At 31.7% G+C, this 16211-nt stretch carries 13 protein-coding genes; 4 read left to right on the top strand and 9 right to left on the bottom strand.

The window, feature by feature from the left end; all coding sequences use genetic code 11:
* Window position 1: 1 nt before the first annotated feature.
* Window positions 2-925 (top strand): DUF3078 domain-containing protein, encoded by a 924-nt coding sequence (locus CLV91_RS03740; RefSeq protein WP_121064113.1) that lies wholly within the window; start codon window positions 2-4, stop codon window positions 923-925.
* 993 nt (window positions 926-1918) lie between these two features.
* Here CLV91_RS03740 and hflX read toward each other — a convergent pair.
* A complete protein-coding gene (gene hflX / locus CLV91_RS03735) occupies window positions 1919-3130 on the bottom strand; it encodes a GTPase HflX (RefSeq protein ID WP_121064111.1) in 1212 nt (403 codons plus the stop codon).
* A gap of 94 nt (window positions 3131-3224) precedes the next feature.
* Between hflX and CLV91_RS03730 the strand changes: the two genes are divergently transcribed.
* Both CLV91_RS03730 and CLV91_RS03725 read left to right on the top strand, forming a co-directional pair.
* Window positions 3225-4184: an endonuclease/exonuclease/phosphatase family protein gene (locus CLV91_RS03730; protein ID WP_121064108.1), complete on the top strand. Its 960-nt coding sequence runs from the start codon at window positions 3225-3227 to the stop codon at window positions 4182-4184.
* 150 nt (window positions 4185-4334) lie between these two features.
* Window positions 4335-6548, top strand: coding sequence for a S8 family serine peptidase (locus CLV91_RS03725; protein WP_121064106.1), 2214 nt, complete (start codon window positions 4335-4337; stop codon window positions 6546-6548).
* Here CLV91_RS03725 and CLV91_RS03720 read toward each other — a convergent pair.
* The 5 genes from CLV91_RS03720 to hemB all read right to left on the bottom strand — a co-directional run bounded on the left by CLV91_RS03720 (window position 6545) and on the right by hemB (window position 12246).
* A complete protein-coding gene (locus tag CLV91_RS03720; RefSeq protein ID WP_121064104.1) occupies window positions 6545-7258 on the bottom strand; it encodes a 3'-5' exonuclease in 714 nt (237 codons plus the stop codon). The two genes, CLV91_RS03725 and CLV91_RS03720, sit on opposite strands and share 4 nt — an antisense overlap.
* Window positions 7259-7261: 3 nt before the next feature.
* Complete coding sequence (locus CLV91_RS03715) at window positions 7262-9052, bottom strand: DUF4153 domain-containing protein (protein ID WP_121064102.1); 1791 nt, start codon at window positions 9050-9052, stop codon at window positions 7262-7264.
* Between the two features lie 262 nt (window positions 9053-9314).
* A complete protein-coding gene (locus CLV91_RS03710) occupies window positions 9315-9788 on the bottom strand; it encodes a methylated-DNA--[protein]-cysteine S-methyltransferase (RefSeq protein ID WP_121064100.1) in 474 nt (157 codons plus the stop codon).
* Window positions 9789-9790: 2 nt separating this feature from the next.
* Window positions 9791-10912 carry a CNNM domain-containing protein gene (locus CLV91_RS03705; protein WP_121064098.1) on the bottom strand — a complete coding sequence of 374 codons (1122 nt, stop codon included), beginning with the start codon at window positions 10910-10912 and terminating at the stop codon, window positions 9791-9793.
* Window positions 10913-11256: 344 nt separating this feature from the next.
* The gene (gene hemB, locus CLV91_RS03700; protein ID WP_121064096.1) at window positions 11257-12246 is read right to left on the bottom strand and encodes a porphobilinogen synthase; all 990 of its coding nucleotides are present in this window, start codon (window positions 12244-12246) and stop codon (window positions 11257-11259) included.
* Window positions 12247-12380: 134 nt separating this feature from the next.
* Between hemB and CLV91_RS03695 the strand changes: the two genes are divergently transcribed.
* A complete protein-coding gene (locus CLV91_RS03695) occupies window positions 12381-15017 on the top strand; it encodes a DEAD/DEAH box helicase family protein (RefSeq protein ID WP_121065686.1) in 2637 nt (878 codons plus the stop codon).
* A gap of 3 nt (window positions 15018-15020) precedes the next feature.
* On the opposite strand, the gene CLV91_RS03690 is transcribed toward CLV91_RS03695, so the two are convergent.
* From CLV91_RS03690 to CLV91_RS16785, 3 genes are read right to left on the bottom strand one after another with little or no spacing between them, the layout of a single operon-like run.
* Window positions 15021-15635, bottom strand: coding sequence for a hypothetical protein (locus CLV91_RS03690; protein ID WP_121064094.1), 615 nt, complete (start codon window positions 15633-15635; stop codon window positions 15021-15023).
* Between the two features lie 9 nt (window positions 15636-15644).
* Window positions 15645-16037 (bottom strand): YchJ family protein, encoded by a 393-nt coding sequence (locus CLV91_RS03685; protein ID WP_121064092.1) that lies wholly within the window; start codon window positions 16035-16037, stop codon window positions 15645-15647.
* Entirely contained in the window at window positions 16037-16195 is a 159-nt protein-coding gene (locus CLV91_RS16785; protein ID WP_170146693.1) for a hypothetical protein, read from the bottom strand. The genes CLV91_RS03685 and CLV91_RS16785 overlap by 1 nt, the downstream gene beginning before the upstream one ends.
* Between the last annotated feature and the right edge of the window lie 16 nt (window positions 16196-16211).

The following is a 16211-nucleotide window of genomic DNA, read 5'->3' as shown; positions in this document are numbered from 1 at the left end:
TATGAAAAAACTAGTTTTTACTTTGGTAGCAGTATTTGCATTAACTGCAAGTTACGCCCAAACGATTGATGAGTTAAAGGCAGAACAAGCTTTAAAAAAAGATTCAGTTGCAGCTATCCAAGGTAGAGTAGATGCTTTACAAGGGAAAATAGATGCTTTTCCAGGTTGGAAAAAAGGAGCTTTTGGAACTATAGGAGCTAACTTATCTGGATTTAGTAACTGGTACTCACAAGCTTTACCAGATAACTCTTCTGGAAATATAGGTGTTACTGTTAATGGTTTTGCAAACTTAGATCGTGAAAAATTCTTCTGGAGAAATAATGGAAACATTAATCTAGGATGGGTAAAATTAGATGATCAAAATTTACCAGAAGACCAACAAGATGGTTTTAAAGAAGCAACTGATGTTTTTACAATTTCGTCATTATATGGTCGTAAATTAAGTGACAAATTTGCTATCTCTGCATTAGGAGAGTATAGAACAACAATTTTAAATAATTTTAATGACCCAGGATACTTAGATTTAGGTGTTGGTGCTACTTGGACTCCAATAGAGAATATGGTAGTAGTTATACACCCATTAAACTATAACTTTGTGTTTGCAAAGAACGATGCGGTTTTTGAATCTTCTTTAGGTGCTAAAATTGTAGTAGATTATACAAGACAATTAGGAGCAGTAAACTTTAAAACTAACTTTTCTACATTCCAAAGCTATAAGAGTAGTGACTTGTCTAACTGGACATGGATTAACTCTTTTGGTTACACATTATGGAAAGGTATTGGTTTAGGATTTGAATTTGGATTAAGAGGAAACAAACAAGAAGCTGTAAATTATGCTCTTGCTTCAACTCCAACTGCTAATTTTGACAATATAGATAACAAAACACAATCGTATTGGTTATTTGGTCTTAATTATGCTTTCTAAGACAAATAGTATTATATAATATATAGAAAAGCCCTCTTAAATGAGGGCTTTTTTTGTTAAGTAGGGTTGCTTAATTTTTAACACAGTCTACAATATAACATGTGTTTATAGTAATCGGCTTTATTTAAGTATCAAAAAAATAAAGCATTTATTTAGGACTTTTATTCTAATACAAAACCAATGTAAATAGTAAGGCTAGTTTTTTAAAAGTTTTGTTGTAAATAATTCGAATCTTGTTGTAAAACCTGTTAAAATGAATGTTTTAAGCTTAAGAAGCTTTTTGTAAAAATAAAAAGCCCTTTTGGTAAAGGGCCAGTTCTTTAGTTAAGTAGGTATTCTGTAAAATTTGGGTCCAATTTACATTGGTAATTTTTTTAGGTTAAGTATCATTTTTTGGGGAAAAGACACTTTAACATTTTTGGTTAAGCTCTGGTGTTTATTTGGGGTAAACACTATTTCTTACACTTCAAAGATACTACAGCTCTTAAGATTTAGAACAATTTATGTTGTGAAGTGGCTCTAAAATGTTGTGAAAAATATGAGTGGTATTCTTTCTTCGATGAACTGCATAATAGTTAGTAAAAAGTAAAATATCCCTTTTATAGATTATTGTAATTATAAGAAATAAAAAAAGCCCTTTTGGGAAAGGGCTTTGTTTTTTAGTAAGTAGGTATTCTGTAAAATTTGGGTCCGATTTGCATCGGTAATTTTTTTAGGTTAAGTATCATTTTTTGGGGAAAAGACACTTTAACATTTTTGGTTAAGCTCTGGTGTTTATTTGGGGTAAACACTATTTCTTACACTTCAAAGATACTACAGCTCTTAAGATTTAGAACAATTTATGTTGTGAAGGGGCTCTATATTGTTGTGAAAAATATGAGTGGTATTCTTTCTTCGATGAACTACATAATAGTGCCCAAAAACACATAAGCTAATGTGTATACTATTGTATTTATAGGGCATAAAAAAGACCTTTAGAAAAAGGTCTTTTTATTAATACTCATCTAAATGTTCTGGATATAAAAAGTTGTTATAAGGAAAACGAGTTACATGAATGTCTCTAACTTCATCATAAACACGTTTTCTAAACTCGTCCAGATTTTCCTTATTTAAGGCAGATATAAAAAGCGCTCTATCGCCTACTTTTTGCATCCAAGTTTGTTTCCACTCTGTAATGGTAAAGTGTTTAGAGGTCTTTTCTGTAATTAAATCATCTTCATCAATAGTTTCATGTTCATATTGGTCTATTTTATTAAAGACCATTATGGTTTTCTTGTCGGAACTTTTAATTTCAGATAGTATTTTCTGTACAGAGTCTATATGTTCTTCAAAGTTAGCATGGCTAATATCTACGACATGTAATAACAAATCGGCCTCACGAACTTCATCTAAAGTACTTTTAAAGCTTTCTACTAGTTGTGTTGGTAATTTTCTAATAAAACCAACAGTATCACTCAAAAGAAAGGGTAAGTTTCCTAAAACAACTTTACGTACCGTTGTATCTAGGGTTGCAAAAAGTTTATTCTCTGCAAAAACAGCACTCTTACTTATAACATTCATTAAGGTAGATTTACCCACATTGGTATACCCAACCAAAGCAACACGAACTAAAGCACCACGGTTACCACGTTGGGTTTCCATTTGCTTATCAATCTTTAATAGTTTCTTCTTAAGAAGTGTAATACGATCACGAACAATACGCCTATCCGTTTCAATTTCTGTTTCACCAGGACCACGCATACCAATTCCACCCTTTTGTCTTTCTAAGTGTGTCCAGAGACCTGTTAATCTAGGTAATAAATATTGGTATTGCGCTAACTCTACTTGGGTTCTTGCATAACTAGTTTGTGCGCGTTGAGCAAAAATGTCTAAGATTAAACTAGTACGGTCTATAATTTTACAACGCAATTGTTTTTCTATATTTCGTTGTTGTCCAGGGGTAAGTTCATCATCAAAAATAACAGAACCTATTTTATTTTCTTCTACATATGCTTCTACCTCTTCCATTTTACCACTACCAATAAGCGTTTTAGGATTAGGAACGTCTACTTTTTGCACAAAACGTTTATAAACTTCACCACCAGCAGTATAGGTAAGAAACTCTAGTTCATCTAGATATTCTTTTACCTTTTCTTCATTCTGTTCTTTATTAATTACGCCTATTAGAACAGCCTTTTCGTAGGCAGTAGTCTTCTTTTCTATCATAAATTCTATAAAGTGTAAAATTAAACAAATCTAAGGTAGCTATTTTGTAAATTTATCGTCCTTAATATTAAAACCACACATTTTTCCTTAAAATATGAAAGATAAAAACCAAGAACTGTATACAATTGCATTTTATAATGTAGAAAATTTATTTGATACAGTAGATGGAGAACATACGTTAGATGATGATTTTACCCCAAAAGGTTTTAAGAAATGGACAAACAAAAGGTATACTAAAAAACTATCTAAGTTAGCAACTGTAATTTCTAAAATAGGATATGATACTATAAATAAACCACCAGTATTAGTTGGTATTGCAGAAGTTGAAAATGAAGAGGTAGTTAAAGAGTTGCTACATACAGAACCTTTAAAAGATATAGGATATGATTTTGTACACTATGATTCTCCAGATGAACGTGGTATAGATACAGGCTTATTATTTTTAAAAGATAATTTTGAAGTATTACATTCAGAGGCTATTCCTTTACTTATAGATAGTTTAAAAGGCGTTAGAGACACCACTAGAGATATTCTTTATGTAAAAGGAAAATTAAATGGCGAAATAGTGCATATTTTTGTAAACCATTGGCCTTCTAGAAGAGACGGGAGTACATCAACCGATTATAAGAGAATAGAAGCTGCCAATACAATACGGAAATTTATGGGTACAATAGAAGAGGAAGAGCTGGACCCAAATTATATTATTATGGGCGATTTTAATGATAACCCAACCTCAGAAAGTATACAAACCTTAGTAAAAGATTCTACACTTTATAATCCTATGGAAAAATTACATGCTCCAAACCATAGAGGAAGCACTAGTTATAGGAAAAATTGGAGTTTGTTTGACCAAATTATAATCTCTCACAATTTCTTTAATTATAAAAAAGACACCCATAGTTTTGCAGATGCAGACATTTTTGATGATACTTTTTTAACCGAGTATAAAGGTAAGTTTAAAGGAAGTCCTTATAGAACTTACGCAGGCAAAAAGTATATTGGTGGGTATAGTGATCACTTTCCTGTTTACATCCAATTAAAATTCAACTCTTAATTTCGTATAAGATTATTCCTACGCATCATTTTTTTACACTTTCACAACATAAGCTTAAAAACATATAGGTAGTTCATCGAAAAGAGGTTGATTTTTAATTTTCTTTTTGTTTATAAAATATATTTGTAGTCCAAATCTTACAATATACTTATGAGCAATAAGCAACCTACTTGTCTATGGCTTTTTAAATTAGCCATGTTTTTTTCTTTTATTCTTTGTACAGTTACTTTATCGGCTCAGAATAAAACGCAAAAAAATAAGATTGCTAAGGCTAATAATAGTGCCCAATTAAGAAAAACTGTCTCAAAGTTAGAAAACCAATATGCTAAGAAGCAACAAAGAATAAAGACCTTAGCAAAACAGAATGGTTGGAAATTAAAGGAAGAGTTAACAGATGGTACGTTTACAGAATTGTTAGATTTAGGGGACGATGGCTCTCCAATATATTATACCACTTTTTCGGATCATGTAAGTGTTACATCTAGGGCAAACTCTCTATATGAAGATGGTTTATTGCAATTAGGAATAACTGGGAAAGGAATGCAAGTAGGAGTGTGGGATGCAGGTGTGGCTCGTAAAACACACACTGAATTTGATTCTAGAGTTACTATTGCCGATGCTGCAACAGAAATAGGGAAACACCCAACTATGGTAATGGGTACTTTATTAGCTTCTGGAAAAAAAACAAATGCAAAAGGAGTTGCCTATGAAGCAACAGGAATAACCAGTGATTGGAGTAGGGATAAAATAGAAGTTGCAGAGGCTGCTGCAAACGGACTTTTATTATCTAACCATTCCTACGGTATAAAAACAGACCGCGTACCCGATTGGTATTTTGGTTCTTACCTAAGAGTAACTAAAGATTGGGATAATATAATGTATAATGCCCCTTATTACTTAATGGTTACTGCAGCCGGTAACGCTCAAAAGTCTGGAAATAATAAACAACCAATTTCTGGTGCTGTAGGCGCAGGTTATGATATGCTTTTAGGTTTTGCTACTTGTAAAAATGGAATTACAGTTGCTGCTGCAGAGGCTAAAATTAAAAGTAATGGCGATTTAACAAAAGCATCAGTAGCATCGTATAGTAGTTTTGGGCCTATAGATGATGGCCGAGTAAAACCAGATATAGCAGGCAGTGGCACTAATGTTTTTGCAGCATATTCTACTAACGATACTAGCTATAATTCCTCTACAGGGACGTCTATGGCAACACCAGGAATAACTGGCTCTATGCTTTTATTACAGCAGTATCATGAAAAATTATATGGTTCTTTTATGAAAGCTGCAACTTTAAAAGGATTGGTTTTACATACTGCAGATGATGTAAATGAAGCTGGCCCAGATTACCAAATGGGTTGGGGAATAATGAATACAAAGAGAGCGGCAGAGGTATTAGCGAATAAAGAATTTAAAAGCCTTATAAAAGAGGAAAGTTTATCTCAAGGAGAAACGTATTCTATTACGGTTACTATACCTGAAGGAGAAGAACTAAAAGGAGAAGAACTAATAGCATCAGTTTCTTGGACAGACCCAGCTTCAAGTTTTATAAATAGAGATATTGTAAATAATAGCCAAGCTGCCTTGGTAAACGATTTAGATATTAGAATTTCTCAAAACTCCGGAGTTTACTACCCATGGAAACTTAGTGCTGCAAATGCAACACAAGCAGCAAAAAAAGGAGATAATAAAGTAGATACTTTTGAACGAATTAATATTGATAATGCTAGTGGAGAATATACCATAACAATTACACATAAAGGAGAATTAACCAATGCTTCACAAAATTTTTCTTTAATAGTTTCTGGTGTTGCAGTTACAGAATGTAGTGTTATAGCTCCTTCAAATTTAAAAATAGAGGCAAATGAAGATAAAGCATCTTTACATTGGGATGCTATTCCAGATGGGTTATATGAAATACAATATAAAGAGGTTAAAGAATCTAGTTGGAATACTAAATATACCAATGAGAATATTTTTGAGTTGTCTGATTTAGAGATAGGTGCCTCATATGAAATGCGTTTGCGCACTTTTTGTAATGAAAATATAGCATCAGACTATAGTTTGGTCTATTCCTTTACATTTAATGAAGAAACTACCGTTTTAGATGAAATATTAGAAACAAATAGTGTGCATGATTTACATATTTCTATTTACCCCAACCCGTCTACAGATATTATTCAGTTACATGGGGATAAGGAAATAGATAGTCACTTTCAAATTATATCTACAGCAGGCTTAGAGGTAGAACATGGGAATGTGCCAGAAGAGGGCATACCAGTTTCTAACTTATCTTCGGGAATGTATATTTTAGTGATTGATACTTCTAAAGGAATGTCTACTACTAAATTTTACAAGGATTAAATTCGCTTAATTTCAGAATCTACTAAAAGGTCATCGTTGCGTAAACGTAGAAAAACTTGCGCTGTGGTAATAACATCTAATTCGCAATAGGTACAAATACGGTCTATATCTTTGTCTTTATAAAATACCTCACGAACCATACTACCATCAATGTCTTCTTTGGGCGAAGGAATACCAAGAACGTTTGCCATAAGTTTAAGAGATGTAAAGTGTTTGTAGTCTCCAAATTTCCAAAGTTCCATGGTATCTAAATGCGGAATTTCCCAAGGTTTTTTGCCAAACATATTTAGTTTGTAAGGTAAATCTATACCATGTATTATCATTCTACGAGCTATATATGGAAAATCAAATTCCTTGCCATTATGGCCACAAAGCATATGTTTTGGCCCACTAAAATGAGAATTTAATAGATTTTTAAATTCTTTTAAAAGGGTATCTTCTTCTCCATGAAAAGTAGTAACTCTAAAGGTTCTTATATCGCCTTTAAAATTAAAATAGCCGACAGATATACAAACAATTTTACCAAATTCGGCCCAAATTCCGGCACGCTCATAAAACTCCTCTGCTGTAAACTCATCTTTACGTTGGTATCTGGATTTTTGCTCCCAAAGTTCTTTTTTATCATCGTCTAAATTACCAAAATGCTCTTGTTCTGGTACGGTTTCAATATCTAAGAAAAGTATATAGTCTAGGTTTAATTTTTGTAGCATAAGTTAATTTTCTTTTATAAAAATAAAGGCGCTAAAATTGTTAATAACAATACTTTTATCGTATTTAACCCTATAATTTAATTCAGATAAATGCATTTTTATATCTAACGTTTTGGTCTTTAATTCTATAGTAAAATTATCATCGTCTAAATTTCTTAAATCAGGGTCTCCAGCTGAAAGTGAAACTAATTTTTCACGTAATGGTATTTCTATTTTATTTGTTGCATCTTTTTTTGATGAAATACTCATTTGTATAGTATCCATGTCTAATGCTATCTCATATTCTCCAGCATCAATAGTTTTTGATGTGTTAAAATATTTTAGATATGTGAAATAATCATATGCGCTAACAGATTCAGAAAATTTATAGTTGTTATATTGATGACGACTATAATATACATCATTCTTTTGCTTATCTGTAATTGTAGTTGGGTCAACTTTTATATCTAACTTTTCCCAGATTTTATTCTTGTTTAAATACCCAGGTTGTAAACTATCAACAGGTTTCTCTCTATAGTCCTCTAAGTTTAATTGCGTAATTGTATTTAGGTTTGTAACTTTTTTATGTTCTTCTAGAAATTTTAAGATTGATTTTAATTGTGATAATTGGGAGCCAGTAGCAGTGTTATTTTTTTCTTTTACTGCAGTAAATATTTTTTCAAAACGTTTTGTTTGACTTCTATTAGAGACACTATACGCTCCCCAAAAACCAAAGGAAGATAAGATTGCAATTGCAAATAGTGATATTGGTATAACTTTTAGCGCTTTATTTTTGCTAAAAAGTAAGTAAATAATCATTGCTACATTCCATAGTGCAATTGCCAATACAAAATATCTATTTTCTGTAATGCCGTAATCATTTATTCTTCTGAAAATAGCAACAAATAAAAGTATATTTAATGGAATTAGTACGATATAGAACCAAGGGAAAAACCTATTAATTGTCCAAGATTTTATATTTTTTTGTACTGGGTTTATAATTATCTGAATTATATAGCCTAAAATAGAAAGTGCAATTACCAAATAAGATACCCAGCCTTTAGGTAATTTCCATTCTAAAACAATTTTACCGCTATATGCATAAAGAATTAGTAAGTATATAATAACTAATGGAATTAGAATGTACTTTACAAGAACTTCAATGGGCTTATTAAAATGGATTTCTGTGTTTTTTAAAATATTTTTAGGAAAATCGGCAAGGTAAATCCATGTATTAATTATACCTAGACAAAAAATAAATAACTGTCCATATCTTCTTCCTTTAATAGTTACATCAAAAAGAGCCTCAATAGCTACTAATGCTAAAACTAAACCTAAATAAAGAATCCCAGAAAAAAACAAACTCCTAGTAATAGCTGTTCCTGTAAGATTTAGGTAATTCCAATAGGCATTTTTATTCCATTTAACTATAAATGGAGCAAAAAACACAAATAAATGTCCGGCAATAATGTATAGAAAAAAGCGAGTTAAATAAATAGGGTTTTGGTCGTAATGATATGCACTAGGGTAATACCAATAAAACAGCCCTAATAAGGCAAGTACAAGTAATTTTAACCATTGCCACTTGTTCTTATTTTTAAATTGTTCTATTAAAAATTGAGTACCTATTAACCAACTTATACCTAAACTTAGAGTAAGTAGTACATTTTCTTTATCCTCAAATAATTCTCCTGTGTCTTCTAGTAAACCAATACAATATAAAGTTCCTAAAATGGACCATATAATTGTAATTGGAAAGCGTTTTGCTGCACTTTCGGCCTTAGCGGTAATTTCAACTAACGATGGTATTTTCATTGTTTTTTATTAGGATAGGTTTAGCACCAAATATAGCAAGTATTTTTATGGTTAAACACCCTGTTTATAGTGGTTTTTAAATCTGTGTTAGCTTTAATTTGTAATGGAATAAAAAGGACTAACTAGTTTGTTTTAGTTTTTAAGTTATGAAATACTATGTATCAAAACTTCTTTTTTAGGTGTTTTAGTATCGATAAAAAGCAAAAATGCATTTCTGTTGGGAAGAATACTGGTTTTAAACAAACTAATTGGTTTGTAAATTTTAAAATAAAGAAGTTTGTTTTGCAGGACTTTCTAATTCTAAAAGCCATTTTTTACGATGTAATCCTCCAGCATAACCGGTTAAAGAACCATCACTGCCAATTACTCTATGGCAAGGAATAACAATCCATAAAGGATTTTTACCATTTGCAGCTGCAACAGCACGTATTGCTTTTGGGTCTCCTAAGGTTTTAGATAAATCTATATAGGAAACTGTTTTTCCATACGGAATCTCTTCTAAGGCTTTCCAAACACGTTTTTGAAAACTAGTTCCTTCTGGATTAAGAGTTAATGTAAAGTCTTTGCGTTCTTCTTTAAAATATTCCTTTAGTTGGTAAACGGCATCTTCTAAAACTTCTGGGATAACCTCCGTAAGTGGTGCATCAGAATTAAGAACAACAATAGAGGAAAGACCGTTTGCATCACCAGTTATTTTAGCAATGCCAAGTGGAGTCTTAATAAACGCCTCTTCCATGTTTATTCTAGCTTTGTATTTTCTTCTATAATACCAATTTCTTTAGCTCTGGTTTCCCATTTTTTTCTGGCTAATAATTGTAAATCTGCTACATTATCACTCTCATCCATAATCTCTAGACCTAAGAGGGTTTCAATTAAATCTTCTAAGGTTACTAGTCCGCTAACAGAGCCATATTCATCTACCACTAAAGCAATATGTTCCCTTTTTGCAATAATAATATCAAAAAGCTGTGGTATTGGTGTATCCCTTTTTGTAATTAAAATATCTCTTTTTATTTCGGATAAGGGAACGTCATCATTCTCATGTATTATTTCTTCAAGAATAGTATCTTTAAGAACAAAACCTGTAATATTATCTACCTTTTCACTGTATACAGGAATACGAGAGAATCTTAATTTAGGATTTTCTTCAAAAAAAGACCGAATGGTTTTTTGTTCCGAAGCAATTTTCATTACTGCTCTTGGCGTCATTATATCTTTTACTAGAACTTCATCAAAACGTAATAAATTCTTTATAATGGTAGATTCTGATTTTTGAAAAACACCTTCTTCATGCGCAATATCAGTCATGGCTGTAAAATCTTCTCTACTCAACACACTTCCATGATGTCCTTTACCACCAACTAGTCTTGTAAACAGTTGTAAAATCCACAATAGGCCTGTCCATTTTAGAAATAGGACCATTATTTTAAGAGATTTTGCAGAAAAGTTAGAAAGTTGTCTCCAATACGTTGCTCCAATTGTTTTTGGGATAATTTCCGAAGCAATTAATATAAGCAAGGTCATTATTGTAGAAACTACACCTACCATGAGTTCCTCTGAGAATTGTACGCCAAAAAAGGAGCGTTGCGTAGTACCATACAATTCTTGATATGCAACTTTAGCCTGTACACCAACCAAAATTGCTCCAACAGTATGGGCAATTGTATTTATTGTAAGAATTGCAATAAGTGGTTTGTCTACATCTTTCTTTAGCTCTTCTAATGTAACTGCAAAAGCTTTGCCTTCTTTCTTTTTTACATTAATAAACGTTGGGGTAATACTTAATAATACGGCTTCTAGTATAGAGCATAAAAAAGAAAAGAAAATAGATATTAGAGCATAAAATAATAAAAGTGCCATGTATAGTGTTTAGGGTATAAAAATACGGATAAATTGATAGAGTTTGTTTTCTTATTTAAAGTTGGTTATAAAAAATTAACACTCAAGTTTTTCATAAATACAGTTTTACTGGATAATCGAAATGTAACTTCTCTGAAGCCTCCCTAGAAATTAAAATTAGTTTCCTATACGTGCTTTGTGGACTTACTTCTAGGGAATTTATTTTAATTTACAAATACCAAAAATCATATACGATTTTTGGTAAAACAGATGTTTTATTGCTATTTTGGCGATTTTTAATCGGTAATGTAGTTAAAACATCTTAGTAAATTATACCAAAGACTAAGTGGTATTAAATTCTTAATTTATCCCAATAATTTAACAGCATCTTTTGCAAAATAACTTGCTATTATATTTGCTCCAGCTCTTTTAATTGCAATTAACTGTTCTAGCATAACTGCATCATGATCTAACCATCCTTTTTCTGCAGCAGCTTTAAGCATTGCATATTCACCAGACACTTGATAAACTGCAACAGGAACATCTACTTCATTTTTAATTTCGCGAACAATATCTAAATAGCATAATCCTGGTTTTACCATTACAATATCTGCTCCTTCATCAATATCCATTTGAGTTTCTCTAATAGCTTCAAATCTATTAGCATAATCCATTTGGTATGTTTTCTTGTCTTTTGGAATTTCTTTAGAATCTACGGGGGCGGAATCTAAGGCATCTCTAAAGGGGCCGTAGAAGGCACTTGCATATTTGGCACTGTAGCTCATAATCCCAGTATTAGTATACCCTTCATCTTCCAAAGCTTCTCTAATAGTAAGTATTCTACCATCCATCATATCACTTGGAGCAACAAAATCTGCACCAGCTTGTGCATGAGAAACGCTCATTTCTGCAAGTATTTCTGCAGATTCGTCATTTAATACTTGTCCGTTTTCTACAATACCGTCATGCCCATAAATAGAAAATGGATCTAAAGCAACATCCGTCATAACCAACATTTCTGGACAAGCATCTTTTACAGCTTTTACTGCACGCTGCATTAATCCGTCTGGATTTAAGGCTTCTGTACCTTTGTTGTCTTTTAAATTATCTGGAACTTTGGCAAAAAGGAGAACAGCGCAAAGTCCGATTTTCCATAGTTCTTTTACTTCTTTTTGTAAATTTTCTAAGCTTAAATGGTATTGGCCAGGCATGGACGGAATTTCTTTTTTTATTCCTTTTCCTTCCACAACAAATAGTGGCACTAGAAAATCATTTGGAGTTATTATGGTTTCACTAACTAATCTACGAATAGCAGCATTGCTTCGTAGTCTTCTATTTCTTATAAGTGGATACATAATTTATTTTGATATTAGTATGTTTTGTTTATACTACAAAGAAAAGAAAAACGAAATTACAATTATTGTTTGCGCCAATATTATTAGTAAGTAAAACGTTGTTAGTCTACATTTACGATGTAAAATCCTTTTTTTTGATTCCTAGTTTACAATCTTTATCTTTTAAATACCCATGGAGAACATACCAGGGTGCGTTTTTAGCACATTTTAATGAGCATATAAAAGATAATCACTTGCATGTTATTGCGCCTCCAGGTTCTGGAAAAACCCTTTTAGGCTTAGAAATTGTTAGACAGTTAGGCAAAAAAACATTGATTTTAGCACCAACTTTAACTATTCGCAACCAGTGGGAAAACAGATTGCAAGAGTTTTTTACTTTAGAAAATAGTTTTAAAGCATTCTCTTTTGCTATTTCTAAGCCGTCTGATGTAACTTTTAGTACCTATCAGGGATTACACTCGTTTTTCAAAAAACAGCAGTCTCAAGAGGCTTTTTTAAACTTTTTTAAGGAACAAGGAATACAAACTTTAGTTTTAGATGAAGCACATCATTTAAAAAACGAATGGTGGAAATGTTTAAATACCATAAAACAAGAGTTAAACCTAACAGTTGTTGCATTAACAGCTACACCTCCTTATGATAGTGGCAGCGCAGAAGTACAACGGTATTTTGATTTATGTGGCCCAATTGATGATGAAATTGCAGTGCCAGATTTGGTAAAAGAAGGCGATTTATGTGCGCACCAAGATTTTGTTCATCTATCGTTGCCAGACGATAGTACTATAAATTACATTTATGAGTTTCGACAAAAAGTAGCACAATTACTGGAAGAATTACAGCTAGATGTTGCTTTTAGAGAGCTAATTAAGAACCATCGTTTTCTAAACCAAACCGAGACATATTTAGAGGATATTTATCAGAATCCTACCTATTTTTCTGCTTTACTAATTTATTTACAAAGTATAAATTTTCCTGTTGCTACAGATAAATTGGAGGTTTTAGGTTTTAATGAAAAAGAATTGGTAGATTTTCCTGCACTTACAACCCATTGGTTACGCATACTTTTAAATTATTTGTTTTTTCAGGATAGAGAAAACTTAGAAGCGTATGAAGTAGAATTAAAAAAATGGGAAAAAAAACTTCGTAAACTTGGGGTTTTAAAAACCAAAAGAATTGATTTAATAGGTTCTGAATTATTTTACCAAACACTTTCTACAAGTGCTAGTAAGTTAAATAGTATTGTCGCAATTACAGAGGCTTCAGAAAAAGACTTAAGAGTAGAATTACGTGCGGTTGTTTTAACAGATTATATACGTAAGGAATATTTAAACCCTAAAAAGGAAGATGTATCTAAGATTAATAAAATAGGTGTGTTGCCTATATTTCATAGGCTTAAAGTGTCTAATGTTAATAAAAAAACAATTGGTATATTAACTGGAAGCTTAGTAATTATAAGTACAACTGCTAAGGATAAATTAGAGGAAAGACATCTCCACATAAAATTTAATTTTCAAGAATTAGAATCCGATTCTGATTTTGTTATTCTACAAAGTGCCAATTCTGGAGAAACCACTGTTGTAGAAATAATAACTGATTTATTTCAGGACGGAATAATTAACATACTAATTGGAACAAAGTCTCTTTTAGGCGAAGGTTGGGATGCTCCCGCTATAAACACTTTAATTTTAGCGTCTTTTGTTGGTTCTTTTGTTTCTTCTAACCAAATGCGTGGTAGGGCAATTCGTTCCCAGCAAGGGAATCCAAATAAAACAGCAGTTATTTGGCATTTGGCTTGTATAGACCCCACCGATGAGAATAATGGCAAAGACTTTGAAACTTTAACCAGACGTTTTGATGCTTTTATGGGAATTTCTAAGGAGAATCCTGTTTATATTGAAAGTGGATTAGATAGGTTGTCTATTTCAAAAATATATACGGGAGAAGAAGTTTCTAAAGCAAATAAAGAGACTTTGTTCGCAGCTTCTAATAGAGAAAAAATTAAAAGTAAATGGCAACAAGCTGTTTTAAAAGGAACAGGTTTACAACGAGAATTAAAAAAATACCATACGAGTAAAAAGCCTTTTGTAGAACAAAAGAAACTACTTTATAAAGATATGGTTACTTATGGTTTTATAGAAATAGTTGCAATGCTTACTTTTTTCTTACCAGAGTTTTTGCTTAAGAATATGACCGTTCTTTTAACTAGGGGCTGGCTACAATTTATTTACGCTTTATTATCTGCCTTTGTTTTTGGGTTTGGAATAAAAACCTATAAAGCAATAAAACTTTATGTAACCTATGGTAAAATACATAAGCATGTTGCTAAAATGGGTTGGGCAGTGGTGCATACTATGCAAGAATTAGGATATACGAGCACAGCAAAAAGCAAGTTGCAAGTAGAAACTAATTTAGATGCTTATGGCACTGTTTCTTGTGTGCTTTTAGGAGCGTCTAATTATGAAAGTTCTATTTTTATAACCGCTTTAGAAGAAATTATTGCGCCTATAGAAAATCCTAGATATTTACTACTTAATAAACATTGGTTTAAAAAGCGTTTTGGAATAGAAAACTTTTTTGTGGTACCCACTATTTTTGGAGATAAAAAGGAAAGAGCATTACTCTTTTTAAAGCATTGGGAAGAAAATATTGGGAATGCCCAACTAATTTACACTAGACAAAAAAAGGGGAGAGGAATATTACTTAGAGCAAGAATTTTACATATTACCAATGCCCAGGAGAAAGTTACTAAAAAAGCAGTAATCTGGAACTAATATTTAGTTGTTTTTAAGCATTTCTTTTTTACAATGTATCTGTTTTTCTAGAGCAATATCTAATTTATGTTTTTTCCAGGTTTTTAAATCTTTTCTAATTTTTATTGGGTTTTGGTCTTTGTCTATAAATTTTTTGATAGAAGTAATAATGGAATCCTCTATCCCAGATATTTTTAAGATAGATTTATTTCCAGGAATTGTATAATCCTCTTCATAATCATAGCAAGTAACTAAAACAGCATCTCCAATTTTTAAGTCTAAACCATTAAAACAGTCCGATTTAAAATAATTCTGATTGGTATATTTATTAGTGCCTAGGTCTTTTATTTTATATACCTGTTCTATTCTAATAATACCGTTTTGTGAAGTATATAAAGGCCCTGCTTCCTCTGTAGGTTCATCTAATTCTGTAACTATGCCTCTAAAAACCAAAGAAAGTTCCGTGCTACATTCTCCAATAAATGGCCCAGACTCTGGCCACCAATAGGTATAGCCAACATTTAGTGTGTCTGGTGTAAATATAACTTCTATATCACTTTTTCCTTTTTTTCTGGAGTTACATGCATTCAGCATTATAATGGCTGTGATTCCAAAAAAAGATAGTAGTGTTTTTTTCATTCTATTTTATTAATCTGCTAATCCCAAATATACCCAATGCCCGTTTTCTTTTACAAAGGCAGATTTTTCGTTTAGAATATTTACTTTCCCATTTTCATAATAATGGGCATTAAAAGTTACGGTTCCTTCGGTGTCTTCTTTTTTTCCTTTTGTAGTTTCTAAAACTTCAAGCTTAATCCAAGTTACAGATTCTGCCCAAGCAATAATTTCCTTCTTATCTTCTAAAACTCTTGTTTTAGAATGATGACTTTTCATTAAATAATCTCCATTGCCAGATGCAAATGCAGAATACCGAGAACGCATAAGCTGTTCTGCAGTTTCTGTTTTTAAAATGTTGTTATGTAGTATTTTACAACAAATTGTATACGATTTTTTATTTCCACAAAAGCAATTTTCCTCCATCAGTTATCTTTTGTGTTAACTTTGCTTGCATTAACAATAGCTTTAAGGCGTTCTTTTCTTGTCTCTTGTTCCTTTTTAAGTTTATTCTTTTTTCGGTTCATGAGTTTGGTGTGCTTTGCTTTGTTTAGCGTATTCTTTTCTTTTCCTTTTTTTGCCATTGTTGAGAAATTAAAC

Origin of the sequence: Maribacter vaceletii (assembly GCF_003634105.1) — a bacterium.
In the GTDB taxonomy this organism is placed as follows: Bacteria; Bacteroidota; Bacteroidia; order Flavobacteriales; family Flavobacteriaceae; genus Maribacter_B; species Maribacter_B vaceletii.
This window is presented reverse-complemented; position numbering and strand designations above follow the sequence as displayed.

Excerpts from the sequence above, each read along its gene's own strand:
- CLV91_RS03705 (WP_121064098.1), bottom strand. The coding sequence starts at position 10,912 with ATGGCACTTTTATTATTTTATGCTCTAATATCTATTTTCTTTTCTTTT.
- CLV91_RS03720 (WP_121064104.1), bottom strand. The coding sequence starts at position 7,258 with ATGCTACAAAAATTAAACCTAGACTATATACTTTTCTTAGATATTGAA.
- CLV91_RS03725 (WP_121064106.1), top strand. The coding sequence starts at position 4,335 with ATGAGCAATAAGCAACCTACTTGTCTATGGCTTTTTAAATTAGCCATG.
- CLV91_RS03730 (WP_121064108.1), top strand. The coding sequence starts at position 3,225 with ATGAAAGATAAAAACCAAGAACTGTATACAATTGCATTTTATAATGTA.
- CLV91_RS03690 (WP_121064094.1), bottom strand. The coding sequence starts at position 15,635 with ATGAAAAAAACACTACTATCTTTTTTTGGAATCACAGCCATTATAATG.
- hemB (WP_121064096.1), bottom strand. The coding sequence starts at position 12,246 with ATGTATCCACTTATAAGAAATAGAAGACTACGAAGCAATGCTGCTATT.
- CLV91_RS03685 (WP_121064092.1), bottom strand. The coding sequence starts at position 16,037 with ATGGAGGAAAATTGCTTTTGTGGAAATAAAAAATCGTATACAATTTGT.
- CLV91_RS03710 (WP_121064100.1), bottom strand. The coding sequence starts at position 9,788 with ATGGAAGAGGCGTTTATTAAGACTCCACTTGGCATTGCTAAAATAACT.
- hflX (WP_121064111.1), bottom strand. The coding sequence starts at position 3,130 with ATGATAGAAAAGAAGACTACTGCCTACGAAAAGGCTGTTCTAATAGGC.
- CLV91_RS03740 (WP_121064113.1), top strand. The coding sequence starts at position 2 with ATGAAAAAACTAGTTTTTACTTTGGTAGCAGTATTTGCATTAACTGCA.
- CLV91_RS03715 (WP_121064102.1), bottom strand. The coding sequence starts at position 9,052 with ATGAAAATACCATCGTTAGTTGAAATTACCGCTAAGGCCGAAAGTGCA.
- CLV91_RS16785 (WP_170146693.1), bottom strand. The coding sequence starts at position 16,195 with ATGGCAAAAAAAGGAAAAGAAAAGAATACGCTAAACAAAGCAAAGCAC.